Raw genomic sequence first — 15,579 nt, forward strand, 5'->3', positions numbered from 1 at the left:
ATTTCACTATACAAGGTGAAAAGGATGTGCTAAGATAAATGTATAGAAAGAAACAACCTAAAAATTGACAGGAGGACGAGGGAGATGGCAGTTAAAAACGAAGTCGCCGCCCAAGTGAAACAAACCACCGCTGAAGAGTATATTCAGGTTTTGGTGGATAAAGCAAAGAAAGCCCACGAAGCGTTCATGGGCCTGGATCAAGAGCAGACAAACACAATCGTTCATGCAATGGCGCTGGCCGGACTCGACAAGCATATGTACCTGGCAAAACTGGCTGTTGAAGAAACAGGACGCGGAGTATACGAAGACAAAATTACAAAGAACATCTTCTCCACTGAATATATCTGGCACGGTATTAAGTACGACAAGACTGTAGGCGTTATTGAGGATAACGCTTATGACAGCTTCCAGAAGATTGCTGAACCAGTCGGAATCATTATGGGTATCACACCGGTAACCAATCCAACATCCACCACGATGTTTAAGGCTTTGATTTCCGCTAAGACACGTAACCCTATTATATTCGGTTTCCACCCGTCAGCGCAAGAGTGCAGTGCGGCAGCAGCCAAAATTCTGCATGATGCAGGCGTAGCAGCAGGCGCACCTGAGAACTTCATCCAATGGATTGAGCTTCCTACGATGGACAAAACAAACGCACTGATGAACAATCCGGACGTTGCACTGATTCTGGCAACCGGCGGATCGGCAATGGTCAAGGCAGCTTACAGCTGCGGCAAACCGGCACTCGGCGTAGGCCCTGGTAACGTGCCTGCCTTCATTGAGAAGAGTGCTGATATTGATCAGGCTGTAACAGACCTTATCCTGTCGAAGACTTTTGATAATGGTATGATCTGTGCTTCCGAGCAGGCAGTTATCATTGAAGAAGCCATCTTCGATCAAGTGAAAAAGAAAATGATTGCAAACGGCTGTTACTTTGTGAACAAAGAAGAAGCAGCTAAGCTGACCAGCGGCGCAATGAACGTAGAGAAATGTGCAGTTAACCCGGCTATCGTTGGCCAATCCGCTGTGAAGATCGCTGAAATGTGCGGCATTCAGGTTCCTGCCGGAACGAAGATCCTGGTAGCTGAGCTTGAAGGTGTAGGTACTAAATATCCATTGTCCGCTGAGAAGCTGAGCCCGGTTCTGGCTTGCTACAAAGTGAAGAATGCTGACCAGGGTATCGAGCGCGCAGCTCAAATCGTTGAATTTGGCGGCATGGGCCATAGCTCGGCTATCCATTCCAACAACGAAGAAGTAATCATGAAGTTCTCCAACCGTCTGCAGACCGGACGTATTCTCGTCAACTCGCCATCGACTCACGGCGCAATCGGCGACATTTACAACACTAATATCCCTTCATTGACACTGGGCTGCGGATCTTACGGACGCAACTCGGTATCGCAGAACGTCACTGCAATCAATCTGATCAACGTGAAAAGGGTGAATCGTCGTACCGTGAATATGCAATGGTTTAAAGTACCTGACAAGATTTACTTCGAAAAGGGAGCCACTCAGTACCTGGCCAAAATGCCTGATATCACACGCGTTGCTATCATCACTGACCCAGTAATGGTTAAACTGGGGTATGTTGAAAGAGTTGAGCACTATCTGCGTCAGCGCCAGACTCCTGTAGCGATCGAAGTGTTCTCGGAAGTTGAACCGGATCCATCGACTACTACTGTAGAAAAAGGTACAGCTATGATGAACAGATTCCAGCCGGACTGCATCATCGCACTCGGCGGTGGTTCCCCAATGGATGCTGCCAAGGGCATGTGGCTGTTCTACGAACATCCGGATGCAGACTTCAACGGCCTGAAACAGAAGTTCATGGATATCCGCAAACGGGTATACAAATTCCCTAAGCTCGGCAACAAAGCGAAATTCGTTGCCATTCCAACCACTTCGGGTACCGGTTCTGAAGTAACATCGTTCGCAGTTATCACAGACAAGACAACAGGCAATAATACCAAGTATCCGCTCGCTGACTATGAGCTGACTCCAGACGTAGCAATTATTGACCCTGAGTTTGTCTACAGCCTGCCTAAGACTGCAGTTGCCGATACAGGCATGGACGTATTGACACATGCTATCGAAGCTTATGTATCTGTAATGGCCAGTGACTATACCGATGGTCTGGCAATCAAAGCCATCCAACTGGTGTTCCAGTGGCTGGAGAAATCCGCACTGCAAGGTGACAAGCTGGCCCGTGAGAAAATGCACAATGCTTCGACGCTTGCCGGTATGGCCTTTGCCAACGCGTTCCTGGGGATTAACCACAGCTTGGCACACAAATGGGGCGGACAGTATCACACTGCACACGGCCGTACCAATGCGATCCTGATGCCGCATGTTATCCGTTACAATGCCAAGAAACCTACGAAGTTTGCTTCGTTCCCTAAATATTCGCACTTTGTAGCTGACGAACGGTACGCAGAAATCGCCCGTATTCTGGGATTGCCTGCACGCACTACCGAAGAAGGCGTAACCAGCCTGATCAATGCAATCCGCGACATGAACAAAAAACTCGGTATCGAAGAATCCTTCTCGGCTCTTGGTTTCGATCCTAAGGACTTCGAATCCCGTGTAGACTATCTGGCTGACCGTGCATTTGAAGACCAATGTACTACTGCCAATCCTAAAATGCCGCTGGTCTCCGAGCTTGCTGATGTATACCGCAACGCATTCTACGGCAAATTCGATAATTAATTAACGGTTGCCTGGCAAAGAATAAGGTTAAAGGTTAATATGGGACTGGATGGAAGTGACAAATATCACCGAAAGAGTGATATTTGTCACAGTCCTTTTTCAGAAAATAAACTAAAATGTTTATATAGACAACGATCCCCGTTATGAAGATGTGATTGTGAATTTTATAACAACTATTAGCCTCGGGATCACGAGACACGGGATTAACCTTCAAGCCCGCGATCTCTACAAATATAATAAATATAAATGGAGGGATTTAGCATGTCGGTGATTGAAAAAGAAGTATTAGAAGCAAAATCAGGTTGGAGAAATTTCACAAAAGGTGTCTGGGCCAAGAAAGTTGACGTTAACAACTTTATTGCCAAGAACATCAAGCCTTATGAAGGAACTGAAGATTTCCTGGTTGGACCTACCAGCAATACAACTGAACTGTGGAAGATTATCTCCCAGCTGAGCAAGGAAGAAAGAGAAAGAGGCGGCGTATGGGACGTTTCCCTCGATACTGTCTCCACCATCACTTCCCACGCTCCTGGCTACATTGACAAGGATAAGGAACAGATTGTCGGCGTTCAGACTGACGCGCCTTTCAGACGTTCCATTCAGCCGTTCGGCGGTATCAAGATGATGATCGATGCTACTAAGGCATACGGCTTCGAGCTTCCGCAGAATATCGTTGACATGTTCACGAACATCCGCAAAACGCATAACCAAGGCGTATTTGATGCATATACACCAGATATGAGAGCTGTGCGTAAATCCGGCGTAATCACAGGCCTTCCTGATGCTTATGGCCGCGGACGTATCATCGGCGACTATCGCCGTATTGCTCTGTATGGTATTGATTTCCTGATTAAAGACAAGAAGCAGCAACTGGCTGAGCTTGAAGTTGACTCCATGACAGAAGATGTTATCCGTCTGCGTGAAGAGCTGTCCGAGCAAATGCGTGCTCTTGGCGAACTGAAACAAATGGCTGCAGCTCATGGTATGGACATCTCCAAACCGGCTACGAACTTCAAAGAAGCTACACAATGGGTATACTTCGGTTATCTGGCAGCTGTTAAAGAACAGAATGGTGCGGCAATGTCCCTTGGACGCGTATCTTCCTTCCTTGATATCTATGTTCAACGCGACGTTGAAGAAGGTACTCTGACTGAAGAGCAAGCTCAAGAAATCGTTGACCATTTCGTAATGAAGCTGCGTATCGTGAAATTCCTGCGTACGCCTGACTATAACGACCTGTTCTCCGGCGACCCAACTTGGGTTACAGAATCCATCGGTGGTATGGCTGAAGACGGCACAACCCGCGTAACCAAGAACAGCTTCCGCTTCCTGCATACCCTGTACAATCTGGGACCTGCTCCAGAACCAAACCTGACTGTACTGTGGTCCGAGAAGCTTCCTGAAGGCTTTAAGAAATATTGTGCCAAAGTATCTATTGAGACCAGCGCTATCCAATATGAGAACGATGATGTAATGCGTCCATACTGGGGTGAAGATTATGCGATTGCCTGCTGCGTATCCCCAATGCGTATCGGTAAGCAAATGCAGTTCTTCGGTGCCCGTGCCAACCTGGCTAAGGCTCTGCTGTATGCGATCAATGGCGGTAAAGATGAGAAATCCGGTGCTCAGGTAGGTCCTGAATATCCTGCGATCACTTCTGAATACCTGGATTATGATGAAGTAATGAAACGCTTCAAACCAATGATGGAATGGCTGGCTAAGACTTATGTCAATACGCTGAACATCATTCACTATATGCATGACAAATATTCCTACGAACGTATCGAAATGGCGCTGCATGACCGCGACATTCTGCGTACTATGGCTTGTGGTATTGCCGGACTGTCCGTTGCTGCTGACTCCCTGAGCGCAATCAAATACGCTAAGGTTAAGCCAATCCGCAACGAAGAAGGCATTGCTATCGACTTTGAAACTGAGGGTGAATTCCCTTGCTACGGTAACAACGACGACGCTGTTGACGGCATTGCTGTTGAACTGGTTGAAACCTTCATGTCGATGATCCGCAAAAACAAAACGTATCGTGATGCTGTGCCGACTCAATCGGTACTGACTATCACTTCAAACGTTGTATATGGTAAAAAGACTGGTACTACTCCTGACGGACGTAAAAAAGGCGAACCATTCGCTCCTGGTGCTAACCCAATGCACGGACGCGACAAGAAGGGCGCACTGGCATCCCTGAACTCTGTTGCCAAACTTCCTTACTCCGATGCACAGGATGGTATCTCGAATACCTTCTCCATCGTTCCTAAGGCGCTGGGTAAAGACGAAGATTCCCGTAAGTCCAACCTGGTCTTCATGATGGACGGATATTTCCACAATAACGCTCAGCACTTGAACGTTAACGTATTTAACCGTGAGCAGCTGCTTGATGCTATGGATCACCCAGAGAACTATCCACAGTTGACCATTCGCGTATCCGGCTATGCTGTTAACTTCATCAAGCTGACCCGTGAACAACAGATGGATGTTATCAACCGTACATTCCACGATTCCATGTAAGAAGCATTCTTGTTCTACAAGAACTGAAATCAATCAAAGAGCTGCCGCCCTTGCAAGAGGGCGGTACACTCTTGTCTGAAAGTGGTTAAAATTTTAAGTTTTTTTTCGAAAGGATGACATCTCATGCTTAAAGGACATATCCACTCTTTGGAGACATTTGGAACGGTGGATGGCCCGGGTATCCGCTTCGTGCTTTTTATGCAGGGCTGCCTGCTCAAGTGTCAATACTGCCACAACCCGGATACATGGGAACTCAATGAAGGCAAGGAAATGACCGTCGAGGAAGTACTGGCGGAAATTGAGCCTTACCTGAATTATTATAAAACGTCCGGCGGCGGCCTGACCGTATCCGGCGGTGAACCAACCCTCCAGGCGCATTTCGTGAAGCAGCTGTTCACCGAGGTGAAGAAACGCTGGAATCTGCATACCACGCTTGATACCAATGGCTATAATGATGGATCGAAAATCAGCGACCTGCTGGATGTTACTGACCTGGTGCTCTTGGATCTGAAGCATATTGATGATGAAGCGCATATCAAGCTGACCGGTAAGTCCAACGACCGTACCTTGAAGCTGGCCCGCTGGTTATCCGATAATAACCGTAAAATGTGGATTCGCCATGTCTATGTTCCAGGCATTCACAACAAGGAAGAGGATCTACAGAATCTTGGACGGTTCATTGGCACACTTAATGGAGTAGAGAAGTTCGAAATCCTGCCTTATCACGTAATGGGCATCTACAAATGGAAGGAGCTTGGCCGTCCCTATGAGCTTGAAGGGGTAGAGTCACCTTCCGATGAAGAAGTGCAGCGTGCGTACCGGTTGATTGAAGAAGGCCGTATGCAGACCGCATTGGTCTAATTGCATATATTAATTATCGAAAGCGAAGCTTCTATTCTGAGGAGTTTCGCTTTTTTCTATGTCAGGAAACCTGACTGAATCCGCTTCCATTAGAGGATTTTATCCCTATTGAAGATGAATCTTAACCTTACGGTAACAAATCTGGTTTTCTATAATAAGAGTTGTAAGGGAAACCATTAAATAGGGAGGGTCACCCGTAATGAGAAAAAGTCTAACACTGCTGTTGTCCCTGATGTTCGTTAGCTCGGCGCTGCTGGCTGGCTGTGGAGGCAACAAGAATAATGCGTCTCCGACGACAGAGCCTGCTGCGACGGAAGAGGCTGCTGCTACCAATGCTGCCGCAACGGAAGAACCGGCTAATGCTGAGCCTTTTGAAATGACGATCCGTCATACCCAGGTTGGAGCGGACAAACAGAAACGACTGGCTATTCTGGAGGATGTGGTGGGCAAGGTGCAGGCGGATGTGCCTGGACTGACCTTCAAGCTTGATGGAGTAGATTCGGATGTGAACCGAAAGGAAAAGCTGCGCGGTGAAATGGCGGCTGGTAACCCTCCGGAGATTTTTGACCTGTTCGGCAGCCCGGACTCCAAAATCTATGCCAAAGAAGGCAAGCTGCTGGACCTGACCCCGATCCTTGATGAATTAGGCATCAAAGACAAGTTCTCCAATCTGGACCCGTTCACCTATGAAGGCAAAATCTACGGCTTGCCGATCGGCGGCTCTGGAGAAGGCTTCTTCTATAATAAAGAATACTATACCGGTAAGGGCTGGAAGGCTCCAACGACCTTCGCCGAACTGGAGAAGCAGCTGGCCGATATTAAAGCGGATGGTAAAGTGCCGATGGCCGGTGCCTCCAAAGCAGGCTGGGTACCGCTGATGCTGGCCAACCATCTCTGGTCGCGCTATGCCGGACCGGATGTGACCGCGAAGTTCGCTACCGGTGAAGCGAAGTGGAATGATCCGAATGTTATCAAGGGCTTGGCGAAATATAAGGAATGGGTGGATAAAGGCTACTTCAAGAAGGGAGAGCTGGGCTTCGAATATGCTGAATATACGACCCAGTTCACCAGCGGTGAAGCCATCCTGATGTATGACGGGACCTGGAAGTCTTCCGTGTTCAAAGCCGGCCAATCCGGCGAAGGTCTAATCGGCAAGGTCGGCTTCTTCAATATTCCGGCGGTTGAAGGCGGAGTGGGGGATCAGACGGCGCTGATGCGCGATGTGAACAATGGTTATGGCTTCTCGGCTTCGGCGGGTGAAGATGAGCGGCAGCTTGCAGCAGTGAAATCCTTCATTAAGAATATGTTTAATGAAGAGATGCAACTGCGCGGTCTGGTAGAGGACGGAGTCCTGCCTGCCATGAAGATTGATCAGGCTGTGCTGAACAAGAACATTACGGATGATCTGATGAGTGAGATTGTCGCGGTATTGAACAGCTCCCAGTCCTCCTTCCCGGCCTTTGACTCGTTGGTTCAGGCGGATGTCACCACTGAAATCAGTAATATCCAGATTCAGAGCCTGATCGGCGGGCAGACGACTCCTGAGAAGATGGGCGAAGCGCTTCAGAAGATACAGGAAGAGGCTAATGCAGCGGTGGAATAAGAGACGGTGAACTGTATGTGCCCTGGTGCTTGCTCCAGGGTGCATTTTTCAAAAGAAAGCAATATGGAGGTAGCTATGAATAAGGCACTGAGAAATCCTCTGGTGTTCATTCTGTTCGTTATTCCGGCACTGGTGCTGTTCATTATGTTCTTCATCTATCCGATCTTTAGTTCGATCTACTATAGCTTCACCAGCTGGAACGGTGTATCCGAGACGGTCAAATACGCCGGAGTGGATAACTTCAAGAAAGCGCTGGGAGATGAACGCTTCTGGATTTCTGTGAAAAATAACGGGTGGTTCATTCTCTTCTCCGTAGGCATACAGGTGCCGCTGATTGTGTTCTTCTCCTTACTGATTGCGAATGTGAAGAAGCTGAAGGGACTGTACAAGACGGCGGTATTCATGCCATCCATTATGTCTACCGCAGTAATCGGGATTCTCTGGGGCTTCATCTATGAGCCGAATATTGGCTTGTTCAACAAAGTGCTTGGCCTTGTCGGCATTGAGCCGGTCTACTGGCTGTCGGATGAGCGGTTCGCCATGCTGTCGATTCTGATTACAAATGCCTGGCAGTGGACCGGATTCTACATTGTGATGGTGCTGGCGGCGATTCTCTCCATTCCCGGTGAGCTGGATGAAGCAGCGGCCATCGATGGCGCTACAGGGTTCCAGCGGGCTACACGCATCACTCTGCCGCTGATCGTACCGATCATCTCGGTGGTGATTATGCTCTCGATTGCCGGAGCGATGAAGGCTGCAGATATCGTCATTGTTATGACCAAAGGCGGTCCGGCGGGCTCAACCGAGGTGATGGCCACCTATATGATTAAGTATGCGATTACCAATTTCAAATACGGGTACGGCAATACGATCGCTGTTCTGATCTTCTTGTTCACACTCGTGGTAACCGCCCTCTACCAGCTGGTGTTTGCCCGCCGTACGGAAAGGATTGAATACTGATGCCGCGCCCGCTGAAAAAAAGTCTGCCGCACATCGCCCTGCTGGGGTATCTGGTGATTGTGCTGTTTCCGTTCCTCTTCGTCCTTTTCTCTTCGGTGAAGAAGGATAATAATGCGATTGCCCTCAACCCCTTCGGCATTCCGAAGAGCTTCGAATGGTCAAACTACGTGGAAGCCTGGGTGAATGCCAAGATCAGTACTTATTTTTTCAACAGCTTATATATTTCGGTTCTGGCCTCTGTAGTGTCTATTCTGCTCGCGTCTATGTTCGCCTTCGCGGTCACGCGGATGCGTCAGGGGAAGTGGAACGGCATCCTCTTTTCGCTGGTCCTGATCGGGATGCTGATTCCAAATAATGCGCTGATGCTGCCCATCTATACGATTGTCCGCAAGCTGCATATTCTCAATACCCACTGGGCGCTGATTATTCCTTACATTGCTAATGCGATCCCGTTCACGATCATTATTCTGGCGGCCTTCATGCGTTCGCTGCCCAGTGAAATTGAAGAAGCGGCGGTCATGGATGGCTTGAAGGCCCCGGGTATATTTGCTAGAATTATTGTACCTTTGACAGTTCCGGCGATGGTTACGGTATTCATTGTTAATTTCCTGGGAAATTGGAATGAGTTCCTGCTGGCCAACTATTTCCTGTCTAATGACGAGCTTCGTACGCTCCCGGTGGGGATGGTCCAGTTCCGTGATCAGTATCAGATGAATTACGCACAGATGTCGGCGGGGATTGTCTACAGTGTGGTACCGGTTATAGTGATTTATGCGGTTCTGCAAGAGAAGATTATTGAAGGCGTCACCGCAGGCAGTGTAAAAGGATAATATCAATCATGTCAGGAGCAACAGCCGATGAATCTGCGCTACAAATTGTTTACGGCATTCTTAGGCCTGATTATCATTCCGCTGTTCATTCTTGGCATGATTATGTTCTTCGTGACTTATAATTCCATTGAGAAGAAATACAGCCAGCAGTCCGAATATTCGCTCAAAGCGATCAGTTACAGCATTTCTAATGTGTTCAAGGATATGGACAATGTGACTGACAACGGAATTGCCACCTCGGTCTTTCATATGGCACTCAGTGCGGATGATCCCTCCAAGCAGGATTTAACCGATGCCGAGCAGCTCAGCCTGAATGCCAGCCAGCGCAATTTCCGCAGTCTGCTCTATAATCATCCGTCAATCAGCTATGCTTTCCTGTATAATTTCAACGGAAAAGGGAGCTCGGAGATCGTGTCGGTCTTCAACAAGGAGAACTTCCGCACCCTGCCCTATGATAAGTTCAAAGGCAGCGAGCTGTACCTGGAGGTCATGAAGCTGAACGGGGTTCCGAAATGGCTGGCTCCGCATGAGTACCCTGAGCTGACCGGGACGGAGGCTGTATTTACGCAAATCCGGCTGATTAAGGAGCTTAGCTTCTTTCAGAATATCGGCATTCTGGTGGTGCAGATCAAGAACTGGGAGTTCGAGTCGATTTTTCGCAATCTTAAGATTGGCGGCACCGACCAGAAGGTGTCTTTCATGCTGGTTAACGATGGCGGGATGATTCTGCTGGACCCGGACAGGCAGCTGGACGGGCAGGATTTCCGCGGCTTCACCACGAAGGAGATTACGTTTAAGCCCGGCTTTCAGAGCTTCAAGACACAGTTCGGCGGCGAGAAAAGCATTCTGTCGGTCTACCATCTCAAGGAGTATCCCTGGAGTCTGGTCTCCATCACTTCTTGGGATACTTTGTCTCATGAGGTGACGGTGTTCGCCCGCTGGTTCGTCGTAGTGATGTTCCTGTGCCTTCTGGGCGCTGTCATCTTCAATCTGTTCTTCATGAACCGGATTACAGGCGGGATTGCTGTGATCGTGCGCTTCATGCGCCGGGTGGAGGACGGTGACCTTACTACCCGTGTCGAGGAGAAGGGCAACGACGAGATGACGCTGCTGGCCAGAGGCTTCAATGATCTGATGGACAAAATCAATACATTGTTCAGCCGGGTTCATGTGGAGCAGCTGCGCAAGAATCAGGCGGAAATGCGTGTGCTGCAGGCCCAGATCAAGCCGCATTTTCTGTTCAATACCCTGGAATCGATCAATGTGCTGGCTGTGCAGAATGAAGGCCGCAAGGTCAGTGAGATGGTCTACCGGCTGGCGAGTATTCTGCGGATCAGCATTCAGGACAGGGATGAGATTACGCTGGAGGAAGAGGTTAAGCATCTGCGCAATTATCTGGATATCCAGAAGTTCCGGTTCGAGGATCTGTTCGATTATGAGCTTGAAATTCCGCCAGAGCTGCTTGGCTGCGGGATTCTGAAGCTTACGCTCCAGCCGCTGGTGGAGAACAGCATTCAGCATGGTTTTGAAGGGATCGGGTATAAGGGTCTGGTGAGTGTCAAGGTGTGGGAGACCCATGGCAATCTGGTGCTGCGGATACAGGATAACGGAATCGGGATGACCCCGTCTCAGCTATCGATATTTCAATACATGGTGAATGACGCGGCAGAGCAGCAGCCGGAAGGCAAGCCTGGGCAGGGCATTCATCTGGAGCGGCGAGGGTTGGGTGTACGAAGTGTTGCGGACCGGATACGGATCGAATACGGCGACAGATATGGGATATTCATATGTGCAAGTCCTGGAGAAGGAACGATCATCCAGTGCGTCATTCCGAAATACGGGCAGGGGGAAGGCCATTATGCTAAAAGTATTATTGGTTGACGATGAAACGCCTATTCTGAGCAATCTCAACACTGTGCTGCCCTGGCAGGAGATGGGGATGGAGGTTGCGGGGATGGCCCGCAGCGGCATGGAGGCGCTGCGCCTTGCTGAGGAGCAGCCGCCGGATCTGGTGCTATGTGACATCCGTATGCCGGTAATGGACGGACTGACGTTCATCGGCAAGCTGCGCGAGATGGGGCTGGAGAGCGAAGTGCTGCTGCTCAGCGGCTACCAGGAATTCGATTATGCGCGTGAAGCCATCCGGCTGGGTGTGAAGGAGTATATCTGCAAGCCGATTCATTACGGGGAGCTTGGCGACAAGGTGCGGGAGATCGGTTCGCGGATTCGCAGCAGGCAGTATAAGGATAAGTTGTACAACAGCATCCCGTTGTTTCAGGAAGTGCCTGTGGCTGATGAGCCAGCCAAAAAAACACCGGAGCAGCTGATGAATCAAGCCGCACAGTTCGTTACAGAGCGGCTCCATGCGGATCTCGGCATTGATGAGGTGGCGAATACGATTGGCATCAGCAGCAGTTATTTCTGCCTGCTGTTCAAGAACCGCTTTGGGGTAACCTTCGTGGAGTATGTCACCCAGCAGCGGATTGAAGCTGCCAAATTCATGCTCGCCAGCAGTGATAAGAGCATCACGGCCATCAGCTCGGGCGTCGGTTATCAGGAGCGCCGTTATTTCACCAAGGTGTTCTTGAAGCAGACGGGAATGACCCCCAAGGAATATCGCAGCAGGTTCAGGACGGCTGAAGCACAGTAAGTCTGCTTTTCCAGTAATTAGGGCTGTCCCGCAAAGCCGTGAAATGGCCTTGCGGGACAGCCCTCTGTTTTTTTAAAGCAGGAACCGACCACGATCTCTTGTCAACAATTATCCGAATGATTGCCTTCTATAACTGTCAGCAAGTCTACAGCAGCAGTACGCGGTTTTGGAGCAGGCTTGTCTTGGGGATCGAAATATCCCATATGCAAGGTGCCAACGATTTTCTCGTTAGGAGTTACACCTGCTGCTGACCGAAATGAGGAATCTTCATTAAAAGCAGTGGTCTTCCATACCACGCCGATTCCTTGTTCCCAGGCCAGCAGCTGAATGTTCTGAATCAGAGCGGCAGTTGCTGCCAGGGCCTCCTCCCAGGCTTTTGGAGGAAGAGCGCTATGCATGATCACGATGAGGTGGACCGGAATCCGCCTGCAATACGTATCATGTATCTGTGCACCGAATTGTTGAACGAATGCTTCCGGGCGTGTCTTCAGAATAGCGTCGGCAAATATTGTCCGGCCCTCCCCTGTGAACAGGATGAATCGCCAAGGCTCTTTTTTGGAATGAAAAGGTGCCCATACCGCATTGTCCAGCAAGTTGAGCAGTGTGCTCCGGGCAATGGGCATTCCATTAAATTCCTGTATGGTTCTTCTGTCGCGTATCGTTCGTATGAGCAGGCTGTCAGGAGTGGGAGTCATGGCTCGTCCCTCACGATTCCGGCAGGTAGGCATTCGAGATTTCATCGATAACCTTGCTTAGTCCGATTGGGCCATAGCCGGCAAACCACAGATTTGCATCACCGATATACACATGTTTGTTCTTGACAGCTGTAAGGTTGGCCCAGATTGAAGTGCTCATAATATTATCCAGAGCCGTCTGATTACTGTCACCTGGGCGAAGAATGATGAACATACGGTCAGGATTCAGTTCGGGAAGTACTTCTTCGGAGATGGCTACATTCCATGAGTCCTTGAAATCTATACCTTCTGTGGAAGCGGGGGTTAGTCCCAGAGGGCCGAAGAGCGTAAAATTATCTCCCGGTTGAATCAGCTGCAATTGCTTGTCCTGTATTCGCATATAGGCGACAGTCTCAGTGGCAGCAGTGGCAGCCAATTCGTTCCTTACCGCAGCTATCTTTGATTCATAATCGGCGTGGACCTGATCAGCCACAGTTTCTTTTCCGAAGATTTCTGCCGTTTGCCGGAATCGGGTCCAATCATCTTCATTTTCATTGTCGAAAAGTATCGTTGGCGCAATCCTTGATAGCTGCTCATAGTTCGCTTCGTTCAGTGTCTTAGAAGCAAGAATGAGATCCGGCTCCGCTTCGAGCAGTGCTTCTAAGTTAGGTGCTTCTCCTGAGCCAATAACGATAGTATCCTTCATTTGGTCTGACAGGTATTGGGGGAATCCCAAATCGTTGTATGTAACCATTGCATGAGGTTCAATTCCAAGTGCCAGCAGATGGTCAGCAAAAACATAAAGCATGCCCGCAACCTTTTTCGGATGTGCCGGAATTTCTATATCTCCCTTAATGGTTGAGATGATACGGGTATCCGTATTTTCAGCCGTCTTGGCAGGTACTGGAGAGGTGGAACCGGCAACCGCCGAACCTCCATTATTCCCGCTGTTGCTGCATCCAACGACTAGCCCCAGCATAATTACTCCAAGCAGGCCGATGACTCCACGGCTAAATTTGTCTTTGAACTTTCGAGTATAAGGAAACACAAGCCACACACCTTTCGTAATTGATTTTGATAATCATTATCACAACTTAATTATAAGGAGTGGCATAGGTGGGTGCCATGGACAAAAATGCTCATCGCCTGGACATATGGCTCAGGAGCAACTCGCTTGAACGGCGCAGAAATAAATCGTGGGCTAGCGAGGTGTAACAGGAATAGAGACTTGAATCAGCGGCCTCGTAGACGTTTCCTTTTCGTACGGCATTTAACTCCCTCCATGCTTCTTGTGAAGCTAGCGAACGATGGATCAAATCACGCTGTGCGGAGTTACCCGATGTAAACAGAATCAGATGGTCAATGCTGCATTCCGAAAGCTGATCTGGAGTAAGAAGAATGGAATGCTCTACATTCAGTAATTGCCGGGGTCTCTCAAGCTGCAGATCTTTATACAGCACGGTACCCAAGTTACGGTTGCCGAACAGGCGGAAGCACCCGTTCTCATATTGCGCCACAGCAACTTTTTCGTCCTTCAGCTTTTCTCTGATACTGAGCCGAAGACTCTCAGCCAGCTCTTCGTATGCCTCAAGCCACTGCCGGGCGATCTCCAGACGGTTCACCGCTCTCGCAATTATCCGGAGATGCTCACGCCAATCCCCTTCAAATGGCACGGTACACGTTGGGGCAATATGGGGGAACAAGCCTGCTTTGTCCGGTTCCGCATAATCTGAATGTTCGAAGCTGATAATCAGCTCCGGCCGGGCATTTGCCAGTCTGCCGAGGTCGGGCTGATCATGCCCCAAGCTGATAACGTTATTCAAGCTATAGGCAGATCCGCGTGAATTATTAATCAATGCCGCATAAGGCGTTAAACCTAATGCCAGCAAATGAGAGGTGTAGGGATGGGCCATGGAGGCAATACGAGTGGACATACGGTGTTTTTTAACATATACAGATGGTGAAATGCCAATGGCTGATTTGAATTTACGGCTGAAATAGAACTCATCCTGATAGCCTACACGGTGCGCTGTGTCACGGAGCGTCATTTCAGAGCGGAGCAACAAATCACCCGCATGACGAATGCGGACAGAATTCAGATATTCCATCGGGCTCCGGCCCACCTGTTTTTTGAACAGCCGGGAATAATGGGCGACGCTCATTCCTGTCCTTTCGGCAAGCTGTTCTCTGGTCATGGGCTGCCCGAAATGACTTTCTATATAGGCTTTGGACTGGTCAATTATTGCAGTTGAGGGAGTGCGATGCTTAGCCTCCGAACTGTCTGGTCTCCATAACTGAAGCAGCAATTCCTGGAAACGGATAGACGACTCCATTCTTTCCCAGCTGCTGCCCTGCCAGCAAGAGCAGATCAGGTCAGTCTTAGCTAACGCTTCAGACCAATGGGCAGGCGGGAAAATATCGGCCTCCAGCTCTCCGCGCTGAAGCGTATGCTGTCCGTCCATAGTATACACATCAAAGGTAAAACAACAGTATTCCAGAGAGTGCTTCTCGTTCACTAACAAGCGCCACGGTGTATCAGGGAGCAGCAGCAGTACATCGCAAGAACCAAATTCAGAGCAATAGCCTTTAGCTTCAACTTCGCAGCTGCCCTTAATTCCTATGAGGAGGGTATGCCTGTCTGACTTATGTATTTCAGATTCAGATCCAGCCGGATTAACACAGCGGGCGTCGATAAGTTTGTATAACCCTTCAGATGGATTCATTTCAGCTTAAATACTCCTTTCACATGAAGTCTGCTACTATTATACTCTC

Annotated in this window: 11 protein-coding genes; 8 read left to right on the forward strand and 3 right to left on the reverse strand. The window is 49.2% G+C overall.

What is annotated here, in order from left to right:
• The first annotated feature begins 84 nt into the window (after nucleotides 1–84).
• The 8 genes from adhE (at nucleotide 85) to MHH78_RS13160 (ending at nucleotide 12,133) form a co-directional block, all read left to right on the forward strand.
• Nucleotides 85–2,706, forward strand: a complete 2,622-nt coding sequence (gene adhE / locus MHH78_RS13125; RefSeq protein WP_036731873.1) for a bifunctional acetaldehyde-CoA/alcohol dehydrogenase — start codon at nucleotides 85–87, stop codon at nucleotides 2,704–2,706.
• Between the two features lie 261 nt (nucleotides 2,707–2,967).
• A complete protein-coding gene (gene pflB / locus MHH78_RS13130) occupies nucleotides 2,968–5,229 on the forward strand; it encodes a formate C-acetyltransferase (protein WP_076079923.1) in 2,262 nt (753 codons plus the stop codon).
• A gap of 123 nt (nucleotides 5,230–5,352) precedes the next feature.
• Nucleotides 5,353–6,090, forward strand: a complete 738-nt coding sequence (gene pflA, locus MHH78_RS13135; protein ID WP_036731876.1) for a pyruvate formate-lyase-activating protein — start codon at nucleotides 5,353–5,355, stop codon at nucleotides 6,088–6,090.
• A 199-nt stretch (nucleotides 6,091–6,289) separates the two neighbouring features.
• A complete protein-coding gene (locus tag MHH78_RS13140; RefSeq protein WP_341167669.1) occupies nucleotides 6,290–7,693 on the forward strand; it encodes an ABC transporter substrate-binding protein in 1,404 nt (467 codons plus the stop codon).
• Between the two features lie 75 nt (nucleotides 7,694–7,768).
• Nucleotides 7,769–8,653, forward strand: a complete 885-nt coding sequence (locus MHH78_RS13145) for a carbohydrate ABC transporter permease (RefSeq protein WP_076079921.1) — start codon at nucleotides 7,769–7,771, stop codon at nucleotides 8,651–8,653.
• On the forward strand, nucleotides 8,653–9,483 hold the full coding sequence (locus tag MHH78_RS13150; protein WP_209871210.1) for a carbohydrate ABC transporter permease: 831 nt from the start codon (nucleotides 8,653–8,655) through the stop codon (nucleotides 9,481–9,483). The genes MHH78_RS13145 and MHH78_RS13150 overlap by 1 nt, the downstream gene beginning before the upstream one ends.
• 27 nt (nucleotides 9,484–9,510) lie before the next feature.
• Entirely contained in the window at nucleotides 9,511–11,364 is a 1,854-nt protein-coding gene (locus tag MHH78_RS13155) for a cache domain-containing sensor histidine kinase (RefSeq protein ID WP_341167670.1), read from the forward strand.
• Nucleotides 11,342–12,133 (forward strand): response regulator transcription factor, encoded by a 792-nt coding sequence (locus tag MHH78_RS13160; protein WP_341167671.1) that lies wholly within the window; start codon nucleotides 11,342–11,344, stop codon nucleotides 12,131–12,133. The genes MHH78_RS13155 and MHH78_RS13160 overlap by 23 nt, the downstream gene beginning before the upstream one ends.
• A 101-nt stretch (nucleotides 12,134–12,234) precedes the next feature.
• On the opposite strand, the gene MHH78_RS13165 is transcribed toward MHH78_RS13160, so the two are convergent.
• The 3 genes from MHH78_RS13165 to MHH78_RS13175 all read right to left on the reverse strand — a co-directional run bounded on the left by MHH78_RS13165 (nucleotide 12,235) and on the right by MHH78_RS13175 (nucleotide 15,530).
• Nucleotides 12,235–12,861, reverse strand: coding sequence for a nitroreductase family protein (locus tag MHH78_RS13165; protein WP_445668093.1), 627 nt, complete (start codon nucleotides 12,859–12,861; stop codon nucleotides 12,235–12,237).
• On the reverse strand, nucleotides 12,839–13,855 hold the full coding sequence (locus MHH78_RS13170; RefSeq protein ID WP_339249561.1) for an iron-siderophore ABC transporter substrate-binding protein: 1,017 nt from the start codon (nucleotides 13,853–13,855) through the stop codon (nucleotides 12,839–12,841). The genes MHH78_RS13165 and MHH78_RS13170 overlap by 23 nt, the downstream gene beginning before the upstream one ends.
• A gap of 91 nt (nucleotides 13,856–13,946) precedes the next feature.
• On the reverse strand, nucleotides 13,947–15,530 hold the full coding sequence (locus MHH78_RS13175) for a helix-turn-helix domain-containing protein (RefSeq protein ID WP_341167673.1): 1,584 nt from the start codon (nucleotides 15,528–15,530) through the stop codon (nucleotides 13,947–13,949).
• Nucleotides 15,531–15,579: the final 49 nt, after the last annotated feature.

Origin of the sequence: Paenibacillus sp. FSL H3-0333, from assembly GCF_038002805.1 — a bacterium.
Classification (GTDB): domain Bacteria; phylum Bacillota; class Bacilli; order Paenibacillales; family Paenibacillaceae; genus Paenibacillus_AQ; species Paenibacillus_AQ silagei.

Excerpts from the sequence above, each read along its gene's own strand:
- MHH78_RS13165 (WP_445668093.1), bottom strand. The coding sequence starts at position 12,861 with ATGCCTACCTGCCGGAATCGTGAGGGACGAGCCATGACTCCCACTCCT.
- MHH78_RS13145 (WP_076079921.1), top strand. The coding sequence starts at position 7,769 with ATGAATAAGGCACTGAGAAATCCTCTGGTGTTCATTCTGTTCGTTATT.
- pflA (WP_036731876.1), top strand. The coding sequence starts at position 5,353 with ATGCTTAAAGGACATATCCACTCTTTGGAGACATTTGGAACGGTGGAT.
- MHH78_RS13155 (WP_341167670.1), top strand. The coding sequence starts at position 9,511 with ATGAATCTGCGCTACAAATTGTTTACGGCATTCTTAGGCCTGATTATC.
- MHH78_RS13175 (WP_341167673.1), bottom strand. The coding sequence starts at position 15,530 with ATGAATCCATCTGAAGGGTTATACAAACTTATCGACGCCCGCTGTGTT.
- MHH78_RS13160 (WP_341167671.1), top strand. The coding sequence starts at position 11,342 with ATGCTAAAAGTATTATTGGTTGACGATGAAACGCCTATTCTGAGCAAT.
- MHH78_RS13150 (WP_209871210.1), top strand. The coding sequence starts at position 8,653 with ATGCCGCGCCCGCTGAAAAAAAGTCTGCCGCACATCGCCCTGCTGGGG.
- adhE (WP_036731873.1), top strand. The coding sequence starts at position 85 with ATGGCAGTTAAAAACGAAGTCGCCGCCCAAGTGAAACAAACCACCGCT.
- MHH78_RS13140 (WP_341167669.1), top strand. The coding sequence starts at position 6,290 with ATGAGAAAAAGTCTAACACTGCTGTTGTCCCTGATGTTCGTTAGCTCG.
- pflB (WP_076079923.1), top strand. The coding sequence starts at position 2,968 with ATGTCGGTGATTGAAAAAGAAGTATTAGAAGCAAAATCAGGTTGGAGA.